Annotated in this window: 17 protein-coding genes, 1 other RNA gene and 1 other annotated feature; all 18 genes read left to right on the forward strand. The window is 38.9% G+C overall.

Annotated features, from left to right (window positions below; translation table 11 throughout):
- Positions 1–151 precede the first annotated feature (151 nt).
- The 18 genes from radA (at position 152) to pcrA (ending at position 22,376) form a co-directional block, all read left to right on the forward strand.
- A complete protein-coding gene (gene radA, locus RVY80_RS03565) occupies positions 152–1,528 on the forward strand; it encodes a DNA repair protein RadA (protein ID WP_295188130.1) in 1,377 nt (458 codons plus the stop codon).
- A gap of 174 nt (positions 1,529–1,702) precedes the next feature.
- On the forward strand, positions 1,703–2,866 hold the full coding sequence (locus tag RVY80_RS03570; protein WP_295192728.1) for a PIN/TRAM domain-containing protein: 1,164 nt from the start codon (positions 1,703–1,705) through the stop codon (positions 2,864–2,866).
- On the forward strand, positions 2,859–4,031 hold the full coding sequence (gene ispD / locus RVY80_RS03575) for a 2-C-methyl-D-erythritol 4-phosphate cytidylyltransferase (protein WP_317329697.1): 1,173 nt from the start codon (positions 2,859–2,861) through the stop codon (positions 4,029–4,031). The genes RVY80_RS03570 and ispD overlap by 8 nt, the downstream gene beginning before the upstream one ends.
- Positions 4,032–4,034: 3 nt before the next feature.
- Positions 4,035–5,504 carry a glutamate--tRNA ligase gene (gltX, locus tag RVY80_RS03580; protein ID WP_295192731.1) on the forward strand — a complete coding sequence of 490 codons (1,470 nt, stop codon included), beginning with the start codon at positions 4,035–4,037 and terminating at the stop codon, positions 5,502–5,504.
- A 101-nt stretch (positions 5,505–5,605) separates the two neighbouring features.
- Complete coding sequence (locus RVY80_RS03585; RefSeq protein ID WP_317329698.1) at positions 5,606–6,547, forward strand: bile acid:sodium symporter family protein; 942 nt, start codon at positions 5,606–5,608, stop codon at positions 6,545–6,547.
- Between the two features lie 313 nt (positions 6,548–6,860).
- Positions 6,861–7,060: a binding site (T-box leader), on the forward strand.
- 50 nt (positions 7,061–7,110) lie between these two features.
- Positions 7,111–8,559, forward strand: a complete 1,449-nt coding sequence (cysS, locus tag RVY80_RS03590; RefSeq protein WP_317329699.1) for a cysteine--tRNA ligase — start codon at positions 7,111–7,113, stop codon at positions 8,557–8,559.
- On the forward strand, positions 8,549–9,028 hold the full coding sequence (locus tag RVY80_RS03595) for a Mini-ribonuclease 3 (protein ID WP_295188118.1): 480 nt from the start codon (positions 8,549–8,551) through the stop codon (positions 9,026–9,028). Before cysS ends, RVY80_RS03595 begins: the two co-directional genes overlap by 11 nt.
- A 52-nt stretch (positions 9,029–9,080) precedes the next feature.
- Positions 9,081–9,812: a 23S rRNA (guanosine(2251)-2'-O)-methyltransferase RlmB gene (rlmB, locus tag RVY80_RS03600; protein WP_295188117.1), complete on the forward strand. Its 732-nt coding sequence runs from the start codon at positions 9,081–9,083 to the stop codon at positions 9,810–9,812.
- 9 nt (positions 9,813–9,821) lie between these two features.
- Positions 9,822–10,358 (forward strand): NYN domain-containing protein, encoded by a 537-nt coding sequence (locus RVY80_RS03605; RefSeq protein ID WP_317329700.1) that lies wholly within the window; start codon positions 9,822–9,824, stop codon positions 10,356–10,358.
- A gap of 79 nt (positions 10,359–10,437) precedes the next feature.
- On the forward strand, positions 10,438–11,115 hold the full coding sequence (gene sigH, locus RVY80_RS03610) for an RNA polymerase sporulation sigma factor SigH (protein ID WP_317329701.1): 678 nt from the start codon (positions 10,438–10,440) through the stop codon (positions 11,113–11,115).
- Positions 11,112–11,354 carry a preprotein translocase subunit SecG gene (gene secG / locus RVY80_RS03615; RefSeq protein WP_310746182.1) on the forward strand — a complete coding sequence of 81 codons (243 nt, stop codon included), beginning with the start codon at positions 11,112–11,114 and terminating at the stop codon, positions 11,352–11,354. The genes sigH and secG overlap by 4 nt, the downstream gene beginning before the upstream one ends.
- Positions 11,355–11,390: 36 nt before the next feature.
- Positions 11,391–13,592, forward strand: coding sequence for a ribonuclease R (rnr, locus tag RVY80_RS03620; protein ID WP_317329724.1), 2,202 nt, complete (start codon positions 11,391–11,393; stop codon positions 13,590–13,592).
- An 11-nt stretch (positions 13,593–13,603) separates the two neighbouring features.
- The gene (smpB, locus tag RVY80_RS03625) at positions 13,604–14,074 is read left to right on the forward strand and encodes an SsrA-binding protein SmpB (RefSeq protein WP_317329702.1); all 471 of its coding nucleotides are present in this window, start codon (positions 13,604–13,606) and stop codon (positions 14,072–14,074) included.
- A 138-nt stretch (positions 14,075–14,212) separates the two neighbouring features.
- Positions 14,213–14,555, forward strand: a transfer-messenger RNA (tmRNA) gene (ssrA, locus tag RVY80_RS03630).
- A gap of 291 nt (positions 14,556–14,846) precedes the next feature.
- Entirely contained in the window at positions 14,847–15,977 is a 1,131-nt protein-coding gene (locus RVY80_RS03635; RefSeq protein ID WP_317329703.1) for an efflux RND transporter periplasmic adaptor subunit, read from the forward strand.
- Positions 15,978–15,988: 11 nt separating this feature from the next.
- Positions 15,989–19,144 carry a multidrug efflux RND transporter permease subunit gene (locus RVY80_RS03640; protein WP_317329704.1) on the forward strand — a complete coding sequence of 1,052 codons (3,156 nt, stop codon included), beginning with the start codon at positions 15,989–15,991 and terminating at the stop codon, positions 19,142–19,144.
- A 31-nt stretch (positions 19,145–19,175) separates the two neighbouring features.
- Entirely contained in the window at positions 19,176–20,117 is a 942-nt protein-coding gene (locus RVY80_RS03645) for a manganese-dependent inorganic pyrophosphatase (RefSeq protein ID WP_317329705.1), read from the forward strand.
- 69 nt (positions 20,118–20,186) lie between these two features.
- Complete coding sequence (pcrA, locus tag RVY80_RS03650; protein ID WP_317329706.1) at positions 20,187–22,376, forward strand: DNA helicase PcrA; 2,190 nt, start codon at positions 20,187–20,189, stop codon at positions 22,374–22,376.
- The last annotated feature ends 4 nt before the right edge of the window (positions 22,377–22,380 follow it).

Genomic DNA, 22,380 nt, shown 5'->3' on the forward strand with positions numbered 1-22,380 from the left:
GATAAATTCACTTTCACAATAAAAATATGTCTCAAAAAATGGTATACTATTAGATAACAATAGTTGACCGAACTGTAGAACAATTATGCAAATAAAAGGTCATGAATGATTGGTTCATGACCTTTTATTATTATTTGATAAGGGAGGATATATGGCGAAGGTTAAGACAACATTTTTCTGTAATAACTGCGGTGCAGAATCCTCTAAATGGATGGGCCGTTGCCCACAATGTGGGGAGTGGAACTCTCTAGTAGAAGAAGTCATCAAGGAAACAAAGCATAGCCGTACACCTACAAATCGTGGTGTAGGCCAAAACGTGATGAAACCAGTGGCCCTGCCAGATATTGAAGTGTCCAATATTGCACGCATTCCATCGGGGTATAAGGAAATTGACCGCGTCTTGGGTGGTGGCATTGTGCCAGGTTCATTAATGCTCCTCGGTGGCGATCCTGGTATTGGTAAATCTACATTGCTATTGCAAGTATCTAAACAAGTAGCCGAAGATGTGGGTATCGTACTCTATGCGTCTGGTGAAGAATCACAATTACAATTAAAACTTAGAGCGGAACGCTTGAGTATTAATAGTGCGAATTTACATGTATTAGCTGATACGGATTTGGATCATGTATTGGAAGAAGCACTGGCAAATAAACCATCATTACTAGTGATAGATTCTATTCAGACCATGTATACTGGAGATATTGAGGCGGCGCCAGGTAGCGTTAGCCAAGTACGTGAATGTACAGCTCGTTTATTACGGTTTGCAAAGGAGCAAAATATCTCTATTATCATCATCGGTCATGTGACGAAGGAAGGTAATATTGCTGGACCAAGAATGCTAGAACATATGGTGGATGTGGTACTCTATTTTGAGGGGGAACGATCCTACCAATTCCGTATCTTACGTGCTATCAAGAATCGTTTTGGATCTACGTCGGAAACAGGTATTTTTGCCATGGAGGAAGAAGGCCTAGGGGAACTTGAAAATCCATCGGAAGCACTATTAGCTGAACGTTCTGATGAAGAGAGCGGCAGTGCTGTCATGATTTATTTAGAAGGGGTGCGCCCTATACTTGTAGAAGTACAGAGTCTTGTCACACCCACAGCCTTTGGTATGCCACGCCGTACATCCATAGGATATGATTTGAATCGTCTTATAGTTTTGTTGGCAGTACTTGAAAAACGTTGTGGTTTTACATTGGGCAATAAGGATGTGTATGTAAATGTCATCGGCGGCCTCAAGGTGAATGAGCCAGCTTGTGATTTATCCATGGCGGTAGCCATCGTTTCTAATTTGAAAAATCGTGTGGTGCCTGCCGATATGGTTATTCTTGGGGAAGTGGGACTCACTGGTAATGTGCGAAGTATTCCACGTATCGAACAACGGATTAGTGAAGCTAAAAAATTAGGCTTTACGAAATTTGTTATTCCTGATGGAAATTTACGTCAAGTAAAAACAAAAAATAGTGAACTTCAAATTCGTGGGGTAAAAACGATTCAAGAGGCTATGCAACTGGCATTTAATTAAAGAATCACAATTTATGCTATAGAATTTTTCTATTCTTTGTCGTTAGTGATATATATGACGGCTAATACATGAATATTTAGTAGTATATCTATATAGTTTTTTATTCATATTGTTATCATCAGTATGGAATACAATATGTATAGTTTTTATATTTTCTAAAAAGGAGGTGACATTATGATTTACAATATATTGCGTTATGTGATTGCTCTCTTGGCAGGGGTGGCCAGCTATATGGGAATCGATGGGGCGATGCCTTTACTTGATCCCTATATAGATGCAAAATTCCTGAATTCCAGTGGTTTAACATTAACAGCTATTAAAATAGCAGTTCTTGTGGCAGGCAGTCTCGTGGGCGCGGCTATTGGCTATTTCATTTCGTCATTCATTTTGAACCAAGGTTTAATTATTTCTCGTCAGTTGGAGCGGTTATTAACACGTGTTCCGAATCAAGAATTAGTGGCAGGCACTATCGGTTTATTATTTGGACTTATTATTGCTAATCTTATTGGTGTTGCCTTTAATCAGATTCCTATTGTGGGGCCGTATATTCCTATCATTTTGAGCGCCATATTTGGCTATATTGGCTTGCGTTTAATGGCTCGTAAGGGTCCTGAAATGTATGGCAATTATATGAAACAACGTGATGGGGATGATACTAAAAAAACGGGTCGCTTTAAAATGTTTGGTTCTGGTGAAAGCAAACAAAAACAAGATAATCAGCAAATCAATGATGAAACTGCAAAATTGCTAGATACTTCCGTTATTATTGATGGTCGTATCAAGGAATTAGCATCTACTGGATTTATTGATGGTCCTTTGATCGTTCCTGTATTTGTACTAGAAGAATTACAATTGATTTCTGATTCTGCAGATTCTATGAAGCGAAATCGTGGCCGTCGTGGTCTTGATATTCTACATGAAATGCAAGAGGATAAAAATGTACCTATTATTGTTGTCGATAACGATTATGATGATATTCATGAAGTGGACTCTAAATTGATGCGCTTAGCATTAGAAAAAAACTGGAAATTAATGACTAACGATTTTAATTTAAATAAAGTTGGCAAAGTACAAGGATTAACGATTTTAAACCTTAATGAGCTGACCAACGCATTAAAACCGGCATTAATTGCTGGTGAATGGATAACGGTGCAAATCATGAAGGAAGGCAAGGAAATCCATCAAGGTGTTGCTTATCTTGATGATGGTACTATGATTGTTGTAGAAGATGGCAAACCATATGTAGGTCAAGAGGTAGCTGTTATGGTAACTTCTATTCTACAAACAAGTGCAGGCCGTATGATTTTTGCTCGTGTAGACGGAGGTGTACATGAGTAAGATTAGTTGTATCGTCCTAGCGGCCGGTGCTGGCCGCCGTATGGGACTAGAGCATAATAAAGTATATGTATCCTTAGGACGTAAATCTGTTATCCAATGGACATTGGAACATGTAGCAGGTGTTCCTAATTTGCAAGAAATAATTCTAGTGGTGGCAGATAGTGAACAAGAGGTCATGAAAGAACATATACAATCCATGATTCTGCCATGTCCTATTCAAATTGTTGTAGGTGGTGAGGAACGTCAGTATTCTGTGGTGAATGGTCTTGCTCATGTATCACCCGACTGTGATATTGTTTTGGTACATGACGGGGCACGTCCTGTAGCGGATGCGGATAGTTTCACTAAAGTGGCAGATGGCGCTAAACTATATGGTGCAGCTGTCGTTGCCGTACCGTCTACGGATACGGTAAAACGGGTAGATGCTACTGGAGTAGTCATTGAAACATTACAACGTCAAGAACTGTACAATATGCAAACGCCACAGGGCTTTCAAAAGGAATTGTTCCTCAAGGCACAAGCACATGCACAAGCGACGAATTTCTTGGGCACTGATGATGTGTCATTGGTGGAACATTTAGGTGAGCCCGTTCATATTGTGGTAGGCGATTATAAGAATATTAAAATTACCACGCTGAATGATGTGAGTGTGGCTAAGCGATATTTAGGAGTAGATACAAATAAAATGCGCGTTGGATTTGGATATGATATTCATAGATTTAAAGAGGGACGCCCTTGTATTTTAGGTGGCGTTACCATTGAATCGCCTATTGGACCAGATGGTCATTCTGATGCCGATGTATTGATTCATGCCTTGATGGATGCTATGCTTGGGGCCGCTGGGATTAGAGATATTGGCTACTATTTCCCACCAGAGGATGACCAATATAAAGGGATTTCTAGTGTACTTTTACTAGAAAAGGTGAATTCCTTGTTGAAAGAACAGGGATTACAAGCCTATAATATAGATGTTATGGTGATTGCAGAAGCACCAAAATTAAAGCCCCACATCGAAGAGATGAAGGCGAATTTACAACGTGTGCTTGAGATTCCACTTGATAGAATCAGCATCAAAGCAACGACAAATGAAATGCTTGGCGCCCTCGGACGCCGTGAAGGGATTGCAGCACAAGCTGTGGTAACCTTATATGAAGGAGAGGTTTAATTTATGAGTAACATGAAAGTTCGTTTTGCACCAAGTCCAACAGGCCCATTCCATATTGGTGGTGCTCGTTCTGCATTATTTAACTGGTTATTGGCACGTAAAGAGGAAGGTCAATTCGTTCTTCGTATCGAAGATACTGATTTGGCGCGTTCCACTCGTGAAAGTGAAGAAAATATCAAAGCTGCGTTGAAATGGTTAGGCATGGATTGGGATGAAGGCATCGATGTAGGTGGTCATAATGGTCCATACCGTCAAACTGAACGTCTTGATATCTATCAAGAAATTACAGATCGTTTGATTGCAGAAGACAAAGCATATTATTGCTATTGTTCTCAAGAAGAACTTGATGAAGTACGCCAAGCCCAAATGGATAAAGGCGAAACTCCTAAATACAATGGTCATTGTCAACATTTAACTGCTGAGCAAAAGGCTCAATATGAAGCTGAAGGTCGCAAACCAACTGTACGCTTACGTGTACCTTTGAATAAAACATATGCCTTTGATGATATGGTACGTGGTCATGTATCCTTTGATTCCAATGGTGTAGGCGACTTTGTTATCGTAAAATCTGACGGCATTCCTGTATATAATTATGGCGTAGTCGTGGATGATCACACTATGGGGATTACTCATGTTATCCGTGCGGAAGAACATTTATCCAATACTCCACGGCAAATGGCAATTTATGAAGCTCTTGGTTGGGATATTCCCGTATTTGGTCATATTTCCTTGATTCTTGGTAAAGACTACAAAAAAATGTCCAAACGTCATGGTGCTACTTCTGTGGATCAATATAGACAATTGGGTTATTTGCCAGACGCATTAGTAAACTTCTTAGCATTGCTTGGTTGGGCACCTGAAGGGGAACAAGAGTTGTTCAGTCAAGAAGAATTGATTCAGCAATTCTCCATGGATCGTGTGGCTAAAAATCCAGCGGTGTTTGATATTGATAAATTGAACTGGATTAACTTTAACTATATAAAAAAATTATCTGATGAAGAACTCTTCAAATTGTGTTTACCACATTTGAAAGAAGTTGGTATTGCACCAGATAGCCTATCTCCAAAAGATATCGAATGGTTAACATTATTATGCGTTACTGTTCGTGATCATATTAGCTATGGCGCTCAAATTAAAGAACAAGTTGGCTTGTTCATGGGTGATGCTGTATTCCTTGAAGAAGGTCATGAAGCTGAATTAAAAGAAGTATTGAAAGAAGAAACTGTACCAACAGTACTTGCTGCATTCCGTGCTAAATTAGAAGCTATGGATACGGTAACTCCAGAAGACGTAAAAGCATCTATCAAAGCCGTAATGAAAGAAACGTCCCTAAAGGGTAAACCTGTATTTATGCCATTGCGTGTTGCATTGACTGGTCAAATGCATGGTCCTGACTTGAATAATATCGTAACATTGCTCGGTAAGGAAAAATGCTTACACCGCTTGGACAATGTTAAATTATTATTGGCATAAGCTATAACAGGTTAAAACTTAATAGTCTATAGTATTAAACACTCTCTTTTGTTATAATAGAAAACATATTTGTTTTTTATTGAAGAAAGAGAGTGTTTTTTATGGGTTTAGTTCAAGCTATTAATAAGGCGTTTAATAGTTATCTATCATGGATTGTATTAATCGTAGCCGTGGTGGCTTTCTTGGTACCAGGTTTATTTGATTGGGCTGCAAAGCAAACGGTTCCGTTGTTACAACTAGTTATGTTTAGTATGGGGTTGACGCTGACAGCATCAGCATTCGTAGCCGTATTTAAACAACCATGGCAAGTTATTTTGGTATCAGTTATACAATTTGCTTGGATGCCGTTAGCAGGGTTCTTAATTGGGTATATTTTTAATTTTCCCCCTGAGGTTGCAGTAGGTTTCATTTTATTAGGTGCTTGTCCAGGTGGTACTGCATCTAATGTTATGACATTCTTGGCGAATGGCAATGTACCATTATCCATTTCTGCTACAGCTGTTTCTACAATGTTGGCCCCAATTTTGACACCTATTTTTATCGTATTTTATGCTGGTGCTACATCTAGCATTGAAATTGCGTTTTGGCCTATGTTCATGTCCATTGTGAAAATCGTAGTTGTGCCAATTGTGTTAGGTATCATCATTAACTATTTTGTTGGTTCTAAAATTGAACCGGTAAAAGAAGTATTACCAACTATTGCAGCTATCGCAGTATTGATTATTATTGGTGGTGTAACTGCTATTAGCCGTAATAATATTATGGAAACAGGTGCCATTATTTTCGTGGCTTGCTTGCTACAAAACTTAAGTGGTTATTTAGTAACCTATGGTGTATGTAAGCTGGTTGGTACGGAAACAGCTTCTCGTCGTGCTATGCAAATTGAAGTGGGCATGCAAAACTCAGCTTTGGCAGCAAGTTTGGCGATGACACACTTTACTCCGCAAGCAGCCGTAGCTGGTGCAGTGTTCTCTATTATTCATAATTTCACAGGCTCCATCTTTGCGGGTTTCTGCCGAAAAAATGATTCTAAAAACATTTAAATAAGTATTCGAAGAATCACCCTATCTTTCTCTCCTGACGCGTTCCGCGAATGTCGAGATAGATAGGGTGATTCTTCTCATATACAATCGTATTGAAGGTGTTAAGAATCTTTTTTCGGCATGGGCCCATCATTATCTGACGAGTGAAATTATGAGTAATAGAGAACTAGGGAGAGGTGGATAGGATTATCATACAGAATCGGCTTTAGTAGATAGGAAGTGGTTTGACATAGTGCTTCTGCTTTAGTGCGAAGGTTAGATAATCATTGACTTTTTTCGATAGTGTTGGTATCATTAAATATATATTTTTATAGGAAAAGCTATGACTGAAAGAAGTACTTTAATACTAACTTACTAGCGAGGACCGATGGTGGAAGGGTCTATGGATAGGTAAAGGAAATGCATTCACGAGCTGGTGGGCTGATATGTAGGTTCATCCGGAGTCGCTCCGTTATGCGTTGAGTGAGTACAATTGTACTTAACAGAGTGGAACCGCGGACCATCGTCTCTGTATGAGATGAACGGTCTTTTTTTATTTAACATAGATGGAGGCATCGGTAACGATGAGAGAAATTACAGTTTTTAATACTATGACACGTCAAAAGGAAATATTTAATCCTGTGACACCTGGGGAAGCTAAAATGTATGTATGTGGTGTAACACCATATAATCATCCGCATATTGGTAATGCACGTCCATTTGTAACTTGGGATGTAATTCGTCGCTACTTGGCACATGTGGGTTATAAAGTAACATATGTACAGAACTTCACAGATGTGGACGATAAAATCATCAATACATCCAATGGTGAAGGTGTAACTTGGGACGTAATTGCTAATCGTTATATCGATAGTTATTTCGAAGTTATGGATCAATTAGGTGTTAAACACGCTGATGTGTATCCTCGTGTATCTACTCACATCGATGATATTGTGGCAATGATTGCCAAATTGATTGAAAATGGCTATGCTTACGAACTTGATGGTGACGTATATTATAGCGTTGAAAAATTTGAACATTACGGTGAATTATCTGGACGTACCTTGGATGATATGGAAGCAGGCGCCCGTATCGAGGTTGATGGTCGTAAAAAGAATCCTATGGACTTTGCATTGTGGAAATCTGTGAAACCAGGTGAACCATCTTGGGAATCTCCTTGGGGCCCAGGTCGTCCTGGTTGGCATATCGAATGCTCTGCTATGAGTAATAAATACCTTGGCGAAGAATTTGACTTCCATGGTGGTGGCAGCGATTTAATTTTCCCACATCATGAAAATGAAATTGCCCAATCCGAAGGTTGTTCTGGTCATCATCCAGCCGTTCGTTACTGGCTACATAATGGTTTTATTACTATCAATCAAGAAAAGATGTCAAAATCTTTGAATAACTTCTTCTTAGTGAAAGATGTATTGCAACATTATAGCCCAGATGCACTCCGCTATTTCTTGCTTAGTACGCATTATCGCAGCCCATTAGATTTCTCTGATGAAAGATTGGAAGAAGCGAACAAAGCATTAGAACGTTTTACAACAGCTATCCAAAATGTATTGTATTTGGAAACTTGTCCTGCAGGTCAATGTGAAGAAGCAGAAACTTTACTTTCAAAAGCAAAAGAATATGAAGAAGAATTCGAAGCTGCTATGAGTGATGATTTCAATACAGCCTTGGCTACATCCTCAATGTTTGGATTGGCTAAGGAAATCAACATCTATTACCAGTCCGTTGTAAGTCGTGATGGTGTAGTATGCCAAGAAGCGCTAGCAGAAGTGAAACGTATTTTCTCTTTCATGACAGAAGTTATTGGCATTCTTGAGAAGACATGGGAAGGTCAAACTGGCGCCAATGCAGAAGAATATGATGAATTAATGCAAGTCATCTTGGCAGTGCGCCAAGATGCTCGTGAGCAAAAACAATGGGGGATTGCTGATTGTATCCGTGATCGTCTAGCTGAAATTGGTATTACTATTGAAGACTCTCCGCAAGGAGCTCGGTGGAAAAAACGTGAAATTTAAACAATTTCAATTTTTAAAAAGCGAGGCTCTTCGTAAATTACGAGACCTCGATGAGAATCATACAGGGATAGCACCCCTAACAGTTGAGGAAACATTAGTGGCAGACGCCCTAATGCTTGCTTATATTGGAGATGCTGTATATTCTATGTATGTTCGAGAACGTGTTATTCAAATGGGGATTGGTAAAGTTCAAGTTTTACATACTATTGTTACTGATTTTATTTGTGCTAAAGCACAGGCAAAAGTGTTACTAGCAATAGAAGATGATTTGACGGACATTGAGCAACATATTGCTAGACGCGGTCGTAATAGCAATGTGAATGTACCAAAGAGTAGTACGGTTCAAGAATATCGTAGCAGTACGGCCTTTGAATCTATTCTTGGATTCTTATATGAAACACGTCAAATGGATAGACTAGAAGAACTAATGTCTAAGGCATATAGGGTAACATTAGTAGAATTAAAATAATATTAGTGCAATTAGTGCATATATATATCCATTTAGATAGAGAAAGGTCACTATGGACGAATATATCGTAGGTCGTAATGCTGTGAAGGAAGCGTTGCGAGCAGGTCGTTCTGTACAACGTGTATTGATTGCAGACGATAAAATTAAAACGGCGTTGGCTGATATTGCGGGGCTAGCAAAGTCTAAAGGCATTGAAGTGCGACCAACACCAGTGAAACAATTAAATAAATATGCTGAAGAAGTGCCTCATCAAGGTGTAGTAGCACTGGTAGCAGCCATCGATTTTATGGATCTTGGTGAAGTATTACAAGAACATAGTGATACCACACCATTATTAATTCTCACTGATGGTGTAGAGGATCCACATAACATGGGGGCTATTATCCGCACAGCTGAATGTGTAGGCGCTACGGCGGTTTTAATTCCTAAACGACATAATGCACCAATCAATGCAACGGTTGCCAAAACCTCTGCGGGTGCGGTGGAACAAATTTCATTGGTACAAGTAGGTAATGTATCGCAAACCATTAAGCAATTACAAAAGCAAGGTTTTTGGGTTATGGGCGCTCATATGGAGGGCGACCGCACCATGTATGAGGCAGATATGACAATCCCAACTGTTCTTGTTATCGGTAACGAAGGCAAGGGAATCAGCAAAGTGGTGAAAGAAGCGTGTGATTTCTTGGTAACGATACCAATGTATGGAAATTTGAATTCTTTAAATGCTTCTGTAGCTGCAGCAGTACTTATGTATGAAGCAGTACGTCAGAGAAATAACAAATAAGGTGTTACTATGTTAAAAGACATCCTGATCATTGATGGATATAATGTAATATTTGCATGGCCGGAGTTAAAGAAGCTTTCTCGAGAATCTTTGGAACATGCACGGCTTACATTAAGAGATCAATTGATGAATTTCTGTAAATATAAAGAATACGAAGGCATACTTGTTTTCGATGGTAAATATACGGCCACACCGGCTAGTGTAGAGGAACTAGCGAAAGGTTTTTTCGAAGTCTATACAGATGATGGGGAAACAGCTGATTCTTATATCGAGAGGGAGGTGTTTTTGCGCAAGGGCAAATATACGAATGTGTATGTAGTAACCTCTGATGGTGATGAACAAAATCAAATTCTTGGTTCGGGGGGACTGAGGATACCCGCAAGAGAATTGTATAATGATATTCGATTGGCCAAAGCAGAAGAGCGTAAGCAATATACCCATAATCATCATCGAGATCATATGCGTATTAGACGGAATGAGCTTGGAGATTTGCTAGATCCAACAGTAGCTGAGAAATTAGAGGCGATTCGCCGAGGAAATAAATAAACATTGCTAATCCAATCATCATAAAGTATAATGTAAAATGAATTGGTATTTCCATTTGTAAATCGTATGGAGGCATCTGATGAAAGAAAATCATATGAGTAAGTCCGATTACAATTTTAATGAAATGTCCGATGAAGAAGTTGTGGTCTTAGTACAAAAAGACCGTAATGAATTAGCCATGGCGCATCTTGTGAATAAATACAAGAATTTTGTGCGTTCTAAGGCTCGGTCCTATTTTTTAGTAGGTGCTGATCGAGACGATATCATACAAGAAGGTATGATTGGCTTGTATAAGGCTACACGTGATTTTGATTATGAGCGTCAAGCTTCGTTTAGGGCATTTGCTGAATTATGTGTAACACGTCAAATCATTACGGCTATTAAAACAGCGACACGTCAAAAACATATGCCATTAAATTCCTATATATCATTGAATAAACCGGTATATACGGAGGAATCTGAGCGTACTTTGATGGATATGATAGCCAATGTTCGTGTATCAGATCCCGAAGAACTCATCATTACTCGTGAAGAGTTTGCAGATATTGAAAAAAATATGACGTATTTGCTAAGTGAGTTGGAATGGCATGTTTTATTGGGCTATTTGGATGGTAAAAGTTACCAGGAAATGGCCGGTGAAACAGATCGCAGCATAAAATCGATAGATAATGCTTTACAACGAGTAAAGCGAAAATTGGAAAAGTATTTAGAAGATCGTTTAATTAATCAAACAGATCAAGTCTCACAGGAAGGATGACAATTGTGAATAATGTTTTAATGGGTGCAGAGGTAATCGTTTCTATTTTGTTGATTGTAGTAGTAGTGCTTCAATCTAGTAAAAGCTCTGGTATGGGGGCTGTATCTGGTGCAGCAGATTCCTCATTCGGTGGTAAGGAACGTGGTTTAGATGGTCTTTTGTCCCGTCTCACAGTTATTTTAGGTGTTATTTTTGCTGTGCTTAGCCTTGTTCTTGGCGCATTAATGCATCAATACTAATAGGATAAGCCTGCACAGCAGGCTTTTTCTTTTTATATAAATAAAGCACGCATTGTACGACTGTTAGCAAAGGAGGAGTATCTCATGGCTAAATATACTGATGTTTATAAATACGCAGGTTCAGGGCAAGAGGTAGATGGGATTTATAAAGGCTACCGAAAGTCTTTCGGATTTGTTATTATGCCTGATGGTATCGACGATATTTATGTTAGCGTTGAGAACAAAGGCTCTGCTATGCATAACGATAAGGTACGGGTGCGTATTCTTGGCAGTACTGCAGGAAATCAAAAAAAAGAAGGCCTCGTTGTGGAGGTGCTAGAACGTGCTAATGAAACCATTGTAGGTACCTATGATCGTCAACAATCTTTCGGTTTCGTTATTCCTGATGATGAACGCATTGGCGAAGATGTCTATGTAGCCTTAGAAAATACTATGAACGCTCGTAGTGGGGCTAAGGTATTGGTGAAAATTATCTCCTGGCCTGAGAAAAAACGCAAGGCTGAAGGTATCATAACAGAAATTCTTGGCTATGAAGGTGATGTTGGCCTTGATATTAATTGTATTATGGCAAATCATAAGATTCCCTTTTCCTTTCCAAAACAGGTTCTTGATGAAAGCTTACGTATTGATACTATCATTAGGAATAATCCCAAACGTCTAGATTTGCGTAATGAACAGCTCGTTACTATTGATGGTGAAGATGCTAAAGACCTTGATGATGCTGTGAGCGTACAAGTACTGGATAATGGTAATTATAAACTCGGTGTTCACATTGCTGATGTGAGTCATTATGTTATATCTGGCAGTGAAATCGATAGAGAGGCCTACAAACGTGGCACCAGTGTCTATTTAGTAGACCGTGTTATCCCAATGCTACCGGTAGCATTGTCTAACGGTATTTGTAGTTTGAATGCCCATGAAGATCGCTATGCTATGACATGTTTAATGGAAATTAACGAGGCTGGCAAAGTTGTAGACTACACGATTACACCGTCCATTATTAATGTGGGACGTCGGTGTAATTATAAGGAAGTATTTAAGGCTATAGATCAAAATATTATTCCTGATGATATGATTCCATTCATGCCTATGCTTCATAATTTGTATAAAGTATCTCAAATTTTAAACAAAATGCGTCAACGTAGAGGGGCACTAGATTTTGATTTCCCTGAATATCGCGTTATGCTTGATCATGATGGAACACCTTTACAAATTGTAAAACGTGAACGGACTCTTGCGGAACGACTTATTGAGGAATGTATGCTTATTGCCAATGAAACTGTGGCAACACACTTGAAAAATACACACCGTACATCTGTGTATCGAATTCATGAAAAACCAAGTGAAGAAAAATTGTCTAATTTCCAAACGGTATTAAACTATTTGGGACAAAATATTTTATTAAACGCTGATGAAATAGAACCACGTAATTTCCAAGATATTTTACATGCCATCAAGGGCACAGATATTGAACAAGTAGCTCAAATTATGACATTGCGTTCAATGCAACAAGCAAAATATAGCATTGAAAATGTAGGTCACTTTGGATTGGCATCCACTTGTTATACTCATTTCACATCGCCTATCCGTCGTTATCCGGATTTAATGGTACATCGTTTGCTCAAGGCTGATATGCATTGGGAGGATGGCTATAAACTACGTGATGTAAAAGAAGAATTCTTGGCGCGTGCTTCTGAGCACTCATCTATTCAAGAACAAGTGGCCGTAGCTGCAGAGCGTGAAACCGATGATCTTAAGAAAACACAATACATGGTTCCATTTGTGGGCCAAGTGTTTACGGGTCATGTATCGAGCATTACATCCTTTGGTATGTTCGTGGAATTAGAAAATGGTATCGATGGTCTCGTTCACATTAGCATGATGAATGATGATTACTATTTCTATGATGAAGAACACTTTGTGATGGTAGGCAAACGAACTGGTACTATCTATCGCCTTGGCCAAGAGGTAACAGTAACTTTGGTGAAAGCCGATGTAGAACGTAAGCAAATTGACTTTGTTCTTGGAGAAGTTGATAATTTGATGCTCATTCAAGAACAATTGAAACAGTCTAGCAATAAATCAAAAGGACGGAATTCTAGTAGCAAGAGAGGCTCTAGTAGAAATTCTAGTAGTAATCGCAGTTCCAGTAGCAAGAGTCGTTCCAATCTTAAGATAAAATCTAAAGGTGGAAAGAAAAAGACTAATAAATCTAAAAAGTCTAAACATAAAAAATAATGAGGTAATATATGACAGAAAAGAAATCTAATTCTCTCATAGCAGACAATCGAAAAGCGCGCCACGATTTTAATATTCATGAAACCTATGAGGCGGGTATCGCTTTAACAGGGACTGAAATTAAATCGATACGACAAGGTAAATTGAACTTAAAGGATAGTTTTTGTCGTATTGAAAATGGCGAACTTTTACTATATCAAGTGCATATTAGTCCTTATGAACAGGGGAATCGCTTTAATCATGAGCCAGAACGAACTCGTAAGCTTTTGATGCATAAAGCTGAAATTCACAAGTTGTTGGGGCAGGTGAAAGAGAAGGGATTCTCTTTAATCCCTTTGAACTTTCACTTTAGCCGTGGGTATGTGAAGGTAACAGTAGGTCTTGTAACCGGTAAGAAATTATACGATAAACGTCAAGATATGGCAGAACGGGATGCAAAACGTGACATAGAAAAACGTTTAAAAGAACAACAGAAATACTGAGTGTGTTTTTCATTGTCGAGAAACATCAGTATCTATATATTCTTTTGTTGGTGTGATTGCGAAATTTGCATAAGTCTGAACAATAAAATTTGACAATTCATAAAGTATAATCGTATAATTAAGTTTACAAAGCAACTCGGGGACGTAATGGTTTCGACAGGGGTGCGTGTGGTATAGATAGCGAGTCGGCGTTCCATGAGGCCGTTAAACGGTGGGAAAACATTTAAACGCAGAAGAAAATTTTGCATTAGCTGCATAAGCTACGTTCATCTCTCTCTCGCCCGTGGAGAGGGAATGAACGTCAAACAACGGGCTGGCTTAATTTAGTTGTTCATATAAATTAGGCGAGACTTTATGAACTGGAGTTCTGTAGTTTGTCGGTGAGCGATAGGAACTTGAGATCTTAAATCATTGACTGCACTCGGAGAGATTTATATGGCACCACTTTTGGACAGGGGTTCGACTCCCCTCGTCTCCACCACATAGCATATGCAAACGGCAGATATTTCTGCCGTTTTTTACTTATTGAATTAAATTGTATTGACTTTTTAGAAAAAGTGTGTACACTCATGCTAAAAAATTGTATGCAATTGATGCTTATGGATATAGGTAAAATCTCACTTTTTAATTGTCGAGGTGGCCGGAAATTCTTGACTATTCGAAGAAATTTAAGTAAAATATTATGAGGATTATTATGAAATTGAAATCTTTGGAATTAATATCTTTTGGGATATAAATATTTCTTCTTTTTTGCTCGAGAGGAGTATGTATAATGAAGTTTCGTTATTCTAGTATGTTAGCAGCTCTGGTTCTATCAGCCGTCATGGTAGCAGGTTGTGGTAAAGAGGCGGCACAACAATCAACGAATGTAGCTGTTAATGCTTACAAAGTAAATGCTAGTGATACAGCGATTAAACAATCTTTCAGTGGCACTATTAAGGCTGAAAATAGTGTAGCGGTTCATGCTCGTGTGTCTGGCTATGTAGTGGAAAAATATGTACAAGGTGGCGAACAAGTAATTGCAGGTCAACCATTGTACCGTATTGACTCTCGCCAATACGAAGCAAATTTAGCAAATGCAGAAGCGACAGCAGCAAGTTCCCGTGCTAATTTACAAAATGCACAAGTGGATTTGAAACGTTATCAAATTCTATCTGAACAAGATGCCATTGCTCGTCAAACTTATGATACACAAGCAAGCACAGTACAACAAAACGCTGCTACATTAGAGGCTTATGAAGCTGCTGTAAAAATTGCACAAGATAATTTGAGTGATACCATCATCTATGCACCATATTCCGGAACGTTGGAAATGGATGACATCGATTTGGGCACCTATGTAACAGCTGGTTCTACAACATTGGTAACAATCGATTCCATTGACCCTGTCATTGTTGAATTCAGTATGACAGAACCTGAATATTTACAATTCATGACAGAACGTGCTACTGATTCTACAGGTAATGGTGGAGTGCAATTACAACTAGCTGATGGTTCCACATATGCTTATGAAGGTAGCATTGTACAAGCTGCTAAAAGTCTTGACAGTGGTACCGGTAAATTGATTTTGAAAGCATCCTTCGCTAATCCAGATCATTTATTATTGCCAAATATGTTTGCTACTGTAACTACCTCTGGGGCTACTGTTAAAAATGCAATTCTAGTTCCATCTAAAGCTATTCTACAAGTTATGGATAAAAACTTTATCTATGTGATTGGTGCTGATGGTAAGGTAACACAAACTGCAGTTGAACTTGCAGGTACAACTGGTGGCTATACTATTATTAAATCTGGCTTGAAAGCTGGCGACGAAATTGTTGTTGATGGCTTAACAAAAGTTAAAAATGGTGTGACTGTAAAAGCTACATTATTAACTAAAGAACAAGTTGAATCTAGTAAATAGGAGGCGCACAAGTGTCAAAATTCTTTATTAATCGCCCAATATTTGCCATCGTAATCGCTATTGTTATTACGATGGTCGGTATTTTGGCTATGGTTAATCTACCAATTGCCCGATACCCACAAATTTCACCACCAACGGTGCGTGTAAGTGCTCATTATACTGGCGCGACTGCACAGGTTGTAAATGATACAGTAGCATCCGTTATTGAAACCCAAATTATTGGGGTTCAAGACATGGACTATATGTCTTCTACAAGTACAAGTAATGGTACATATTCTTTGACAGTACAATTTAATCAAGGCACAGATGCAGATATGGATACGGTTAATACTCAAAACCGTGTACAACAAGCTGTAGCATCTTTGCCATCTGAGGTACAACAGGTTGGTGTAACAACCACAAAGTCCTCTGGTGATATGGCATTGATTTTTTCCTTGAACTCTCCGAATGGTACATATGATAAAACATTCTTGAAAAACTATGGTACTAACTACCTAATGGATCCTATTAAATCTGTTAAAGGTGTTGGTTCTGTACAAGAGTTTGGTTCTGATTATGCCATGCGTGTATGGTTGGATCCAGCTAAAATGGCAAAACTGGGCGTTACAATGAGTCAAGTAACGAGTGCTATTAGGGCGCAAAACCTTCAAGCAGCTGCCGGTACTGTTGGTGCAAACCCAACGAATGGTAAGCAAGCCTTCCAATACCCAATTACCATTAAGGGGCGTTTAACAACAGCTGAGGAATTTGGTAATATCTCCTTGACCACATCTAATGGTACAGTTCTTCATTTACGAGATGTCACATCTGATATTGGTATAGGCGCTGAGTCTTATAGCTTTGACTCCCAACAAGAGGGGCTGGACGTTGCTGGTTTTGCTATCTCATTACAAAATGATGCGAATGCCCTACAAACGATTGAAAATGTAGAAAAAATTCTAGAAGAACAATCTGCTTCATTCCCTCCAGATCTAACATATAAAGTAGTTGTAGATAATACTAAATTTGTACGTGCTTCTATTAATGAAGTTATTCATACATTCGTAGAAGCATTGTTATTGGTATTAGTCGTTGTATATGTCTTCTTGCAATCCTGGCGCTCCACAATCATTCCTATGATTGCTGTTCCAGTATCCTTGCTTGGTACATTTGCAGCCTTTACGGTTCTTGACTTCTCGATCAATACATTGACATTATTCGCTATGGTATTGGCCATTGGGCTTGTCGTCGATGATGCTATCGTAGTAGTAGAGGCCGTTGAATATGAATTGAAATTTAATGGTTTACATCCAAAAGAAGCAGCCATTAAAGCTATGGAAAATGTACAAGGCCCAGTAATTGGGATCGCCTTTGTATTGTCTGCCGTATTCGTACCAGTTGCCTTCATGGGTGGTATGACCGGTATTTTGTATAAGCAGTTTGCCTTGACAATTGCCGTATCAGTTGTTATTTCTGCTATTGTGGCCTTGATATTAACACCAGCATTATGCGCAACAATGTTAAAACCACACGCGCCTAATGAACATGAAAACTTTATTCATCGCGGATTAAACAAGTTTAATTACTATTTGGAACGCTTTAGTGATTGGTATGGATTCCAATTGGCTAAATTATCCCATAAACTATATTTAACTATTATTGCTTTGCTAGTATTTGCTGGTGTAGGTGGGGTTATTATGGTTAGCCTACCATCTGCTTTCGTACCAGCAGAGGATAGTGGTTACTATATGGTGGCGGTAAATGAACCACCAGGGGCAACTTTAAATCGCACAAATGCAACTCTCCAAAATATCGCTCGCTTCTTAGAAAAAGACGAAGATATGGAAACCGTATTTACAGTTGCTGGTTTTGATCTTCTTGGAGGTGGACAAAAATCTAGTGCTGGTGCTATTTTTGCATCCTTAACAGATTGGGATCAACGGACTGGTAAAGGTCAAGATATTAATACTAAAATTGGTAAAACCTTCGGCTTTGCAGCTCAGGGCGTACCGGAGGCTACTGTAATTGCTTTGAATCCGCCTTCTATTCCAGGTCTTGGTAATACAGGTGGTTTCACAATGTATCTCATCAATAAAGCTGGCGATGATACTACTACTATGATGGAACGGGCGAATGAATTCATGGCAGAAGCTCGTAAAAACCCTGCTATTGGTTCTATTTATACAACATTTGATAATAGTACACCTACATTAAAATTCGATATAAACCGTGAAAAAGCAGCTCAAGATGGTGTAGCGATTTCTGATATCTTTACAACATTGCAAGGCTTCTACGGTAGTATTCAAGTTAATGACTTTACTGAATATGGTAAAAACTACAAGGTAGTAGTACAAGCGGATGAAAAATTCCGTCAAAATACTAATAATTTAAATATGCTCTATGTTACCAATAGTGCAGGTCAATCTGTTTCGGTAGCAAACTATATTATAGAGAATAAAACTGGTTCTCCATCTACTATCACTCGTTTTGATAATGCGATGGCAGTTCAAATCGGTGGTGCAGAGGCGAGTGGTTATTCTTCTGGTGATGCTATTAATGCATTACAAGAAGTTGCTAAAACATTACCGCAAGGTTATACATATGACTTCTCTGGTCAGGCTCGTGAAGAAATTAAGGCTGGTACACAAACAGTGGTTATCCTCGGCTTTGGTTTAGCCTTTGTATTCTTGATTTTAGCGGCGTTGTATGAATCTTGGAAAGTACCATTTGCCGTATTGTTCTCCGTACCATCTGGTTTAATTGGTGCCGCATTAGTACCGTACTTGTTGAACCTAACAGGTAGCTATAATTTAGCAAATGATATTTACATGCAAATCGGTCTTTTAACATTGATTGGTTTGGCCGCGAAAAATGCAATCTTGATTATCGAGTACGCGAAGATTCGTGTTGACGAACGTGGCATGGATATTGTTGATGCAGCTATTGAAGCATCTAAAATCCGTTTACGTCCAATCTTGATGACATCCTTTGCATTTATCCTAGGCGTATTGCCATTGGCAGTATCCACAGGTGCCGGCGCAGGTGCTCGTGTATCCATGGGTATCACAGTAGCAGCAGGTATGACTACAGCTACATTGTTTGGTATCTTCGTAATCCCAATGCTCTTCATTTTGATTGAAAAATTGGGCTTCAGTGATATCAAAGATTTACGCAAGAAAAAACATTAACATTAATTATATATAAGTATGAGGTGATACTATGAGTGAACAAACTCTTTATGTATCTGGTCACAAAAGCCCAGATACAGACTCTATTTGCTCCGCTATTGCATTTGCTAATTTCAAAACTCAAATGGGCACATCAGCTACACCAGTATGTGCAGGTAGTGCCAATAAGGAAACTACGTTTATATTGAATCATTTTAATGTAGCACATCCACAAATTGTTGAAAATTGGGAAACATTTGCTCCTAATGGTGGTGACTTGTTTTTAATTGACCATAATGAATCCAAGCAAATTATTGATGGATACAAATCTATGAACGTAGTAGGGGTGGTTGATCATCATCGTATTGGAGATTTTGAAACTGATGGGCCTGTATACATTCATATGGAACCAGTTGGTTGCTCTAGTACAATCGTGGCGAACATGTACTTTGATAACAATCAAGAGATTCCACAAACTATTGCTGGTTTGATGTTATCTGCAATTATCTCTGATACAGTATTGTTCCGTTCCCCAACATGTACACCTAAGGACAAGGCTACTGCTGAAAAATTAGCGCCTATCGCTGGTGTAGATATTGAATCCTATGGTTTAGACATGTTAAAAGCTGGTGCAGACGTATCCGACTTGACTAATGATCAAATCGTTCGGACAGATATGAAAGAATTCTCCGAAGCTGGTCAAACTATTTCCATCGGTCAAATCTCTGTTATGGATACAACAGAGTTGTTGGCTAAACGTGATGAATTAGTAGCTGCCTTAGAGGCACTTCGCTCTAGCAATAACTATGCCGCATCTTATATTATGATTACTAATATTTTGAAAGAAAGCACTGACTTGTTATATAGCGGTGATGCTGATGCAGTCGTATCAAAAGCTTTCAATACAGAAGTAAAAGATAATGGTGTATTCTTGGAAAACACTATGTCTCGTAAAAAACAAATCGTTCCTCCAATTTTAGGAGCTATGAAATAATACATGTATTTCACGACAAAACGTTGCTCTGCAACGTTTTTGTTGTTTACACACCCATTGGAGACACATATGAATCAACTATTAGATGGATTGAATCGAGAACAACAACAGGCCGTACAAACAACGGATGGTCCTTTATTGATTCTAGCGGGCGCTGGATCTGGTAAAACAAAGGTGCTAACGGTGCGTATTGCCTACTTGTTGGCACAAGGTGTCAATCCTTATGAAATCCTTGCCATTACGTTTACGAACAAAGCGGCAAAGGAAATGAAGAGTCGTGTAGAAGGGCTCGTTGGCAGTGTAGCGGATAGAATTTGGCTCAGCACATTCCATTCCTTCTGTGCGAAGTTTTTACGTTTTGAATTAAATAATTACCTTGGTTATAATAGTAACTTTACTATTTATGATACATCTGACTCTCAACAAGTCATTAAAGCTGCGCTAAAAGCGTTGAATTTAGATGACAAATACTATCCAGTTGGGGCTATGATGTCAGCTATTTCAGAAGCGAAAAATAATTTACAGTTTGCCTCTGAATACGCTAGAAATCCAAAGGACTTTTACCATTCCAAAGTGGCCGACGTGTACACCTATTATGAACGGGAATTACGGAAAAATAATGCTTTAGATTTTGATGATTTACTCTTGGTAGCGGTAAAATTATTACAATCTCATGGGGATGTGTTAGAAAAATATAGCAAACGTTTTCGTTATGTTATGATTGATGAATATCAAGATACGAACCATGCGCAATATTTATTGGCTCGTTTATTGGCAGCTCATTGGAAAAATATTTGTGTCGTTGGTGATGCTGACCAAAGTATCTATGCATGGCGTGGTGCGGATATTCAAAATATCCTTGACTTTGAAAAGGATTATCCAAACTGTACATCTATTAAATTGGAACAAAACTATCGTTCTACAAAAATTATTCTAGATGCAGCTAATGCCGTCATCGACAATAATGAAGGGCGTCCAGAAAAGAATTTGTGGACCGACAAGGTAGACGGTGCTAAGATTCAACATTTTACAGCCCAATCTGAACACGAAGAAGCAGCTTTCATCGGTGATACCATTGTGAAGAAACATGATATTCACGATGTGCCATACGGTGATATGGCCATTTTATATCGTACCAATGCGCAATCTCGTGTGCTCGAAGAAGCGCTCATTAAACGGGCTGTGCCGTACACAATGGTAGGGGGCACAAAGTTCTACGATCGTAAAGAAATCAAGGACGTTATTGCCTATTTACGCGTTCTCTATAATCCCTTTGATGATTTGAGTTTGTTACGTATTATCAATGTGCCAAAACGCAGTATTGGTGCGACTACAGTGTCTAAATTGCAAGATTATGCACGTGAAAATGGTACCTCCTTGTTTATGACGCTAACACAACTTCATTTAGTGGATTCTGTGAAAGGAAAAACAAAAGAAAAACTAGAAGAGTTCGGTATTTTAATCTTTACTCTCGTAGCCGAGATGGAAGAGAAAAATGTACTGGATTTATTAGAGGCCATTCTTGATCGTACTGGTTATTTGGCCTTATTGGAGGAAAGTACGGATCCACAAGATCAAGCTCGCGCTGAGAATATTGGTGAGTTATTATCTGTGGCGAAGGACTTTATCGACGTAAATCCAACGGGAACTGTTGAAGATTTCCTTGAACAAGTAGCCCTTGTCAATGATGTGGATTCCTTTGAACAAGAGGACTCTAAAGTAACATTGATGACCTTGCATGCCGCAAAAGGGCTAGAATTTCCTATCGTATTCCTCGGCGGTTTAGAGGAAGGTCTATTCCCACACAGTCGTACCTTATTAAATCCTGAAGAGGTAGAGGAAGAACGTCGTTTGGCCTATGTAGGTATTACGCGTGCTGAAAAGGAATTATTTATTTCCAATGCCACAACGCGTACTGTATTTGGTCGCACTAGTGGGTATTTACCATCACGTTTCCTTGATGAAATTCCAGAGGAATTGGTAGAGGAATTACGGGCTAAACGAAAGGTGCCAGAAGATGTAAAACGTCATGTGCCTCAGCATATGTCCGTTATGAGTCGACCTGTGACAAAACCAATTGTGCGTAATGAAACAATCGAACAATGGCAAGTAGGCGATACGGCGGTACATAGCAAATGGGGCAATGGTAAGGTTGTAGCCGTAACTGGTGAAGGGGCAGCTATGAAATTATCCATTGAATTCCCAACCCAAGGCCTACGCGTAGTAATGGCTAAATTCGCACCTGTTAAAAAAGGATAATATT

Source organism: Veillonella absiana (assembly GCF_032970865.1).
GTDB classification, from domain to species: Bacteria; Bacillota; Negativicutes; order Veillonellales; family Veillonellaceae; genus Veillonella; species Veillonella absiana.

Bases quoted from the DNA above. Each gene is read 5' to 3' on its own strand.
- radA (WP_295188130.1), top strand. From the start codon at position 152: ATGGCGAAGGTTAAGACAACATTTTTCTGTAATAACTGCGGTGCAGAA.
- RVY80_RS03570 (WP_295192728.1), top strand. From the start codon at position 1,703: ATGATTTACAATATATTGCGTTATGTGATTGCTCTCTTGGCAGGGGTG.
- ispD (WP_317329697.1), top strand. From the start codon at position 2,859: ATGAGTAAGATTAGTTGTATCGTCCTAGCGGCCGGTGCTGGCCGCCGT.
- gltX (WP_295192731.1), top strand. From the start codon at position 4,035: ATGAGTAACATGAAAGTTCGTTTTGCACCAAGTCCAACAGGCCCATTC.
- RVY80_RS03585 (WP_317329698.1), top strand. From the start codon at position 5,606: ATGGGTTTAGTTCAAGCTATTAATAAGGCGTTTAATAGTTATCTATCA.
- cysS (WP_317329699.1), top strand. From the start codon at position 7,111: ATGAGAGAAATTACAGTTTTTAATACTATGACACGTCAAAAGGAAATA.
- rlmB (WP_295188117.1), top strand. From the start codon at position 9,081: ATGGACGAATATATCGTAGGTCGTAATGCTGTGAAGGAAGCGTTGCGA.
- RVY80_RS03605 (WP_317329700.1), top strand. From the start codon at position 9,822: ATGTTAAAAGACATCCTGATCATTGATGGATATAATGTAATATTTGCA.
- sigH (WP_317329701.1), top strand. From the start codon at position 10,438: ATGAAAGAAAATCATATGAGTAAGTCCGATTACAATTTTAATGAAATG.
- secG (WP_310746182.1), top strand. From the start codon at position 11,112: ATGACAATTGTGAATAATGTTTTAATGGGTGCAGAGGTAATCGTTTCT.
- smpB (WP_317329702.1), top strand. From the start codon at position 13,604: ATGACAGAAAAGAAATCTAATTCTCTCATAGCAGACAATCGAAAAGCG.
- RVY80_RS03635 (WP_317329703.1), top strand. From the start codon at position 14,847: ATGAAGTTTCGTTATTCTAGTATGTTAGCAGCTCTGGTTCTATCAGCC.
- RVY80_RS03645 (WP_317329705.1), top strand. From the start codon at position 19,176: ATGAGTGAACAAACTCTTTATGTATCTGGTCACAAAAGCCCAGATACA.
- pcrA (WP_317329706.1), top strand. From the start codon at position 20,187: ATGAATCAACTATTAGATGGATTGAATCGAGAACAACAACAGGCCGTA.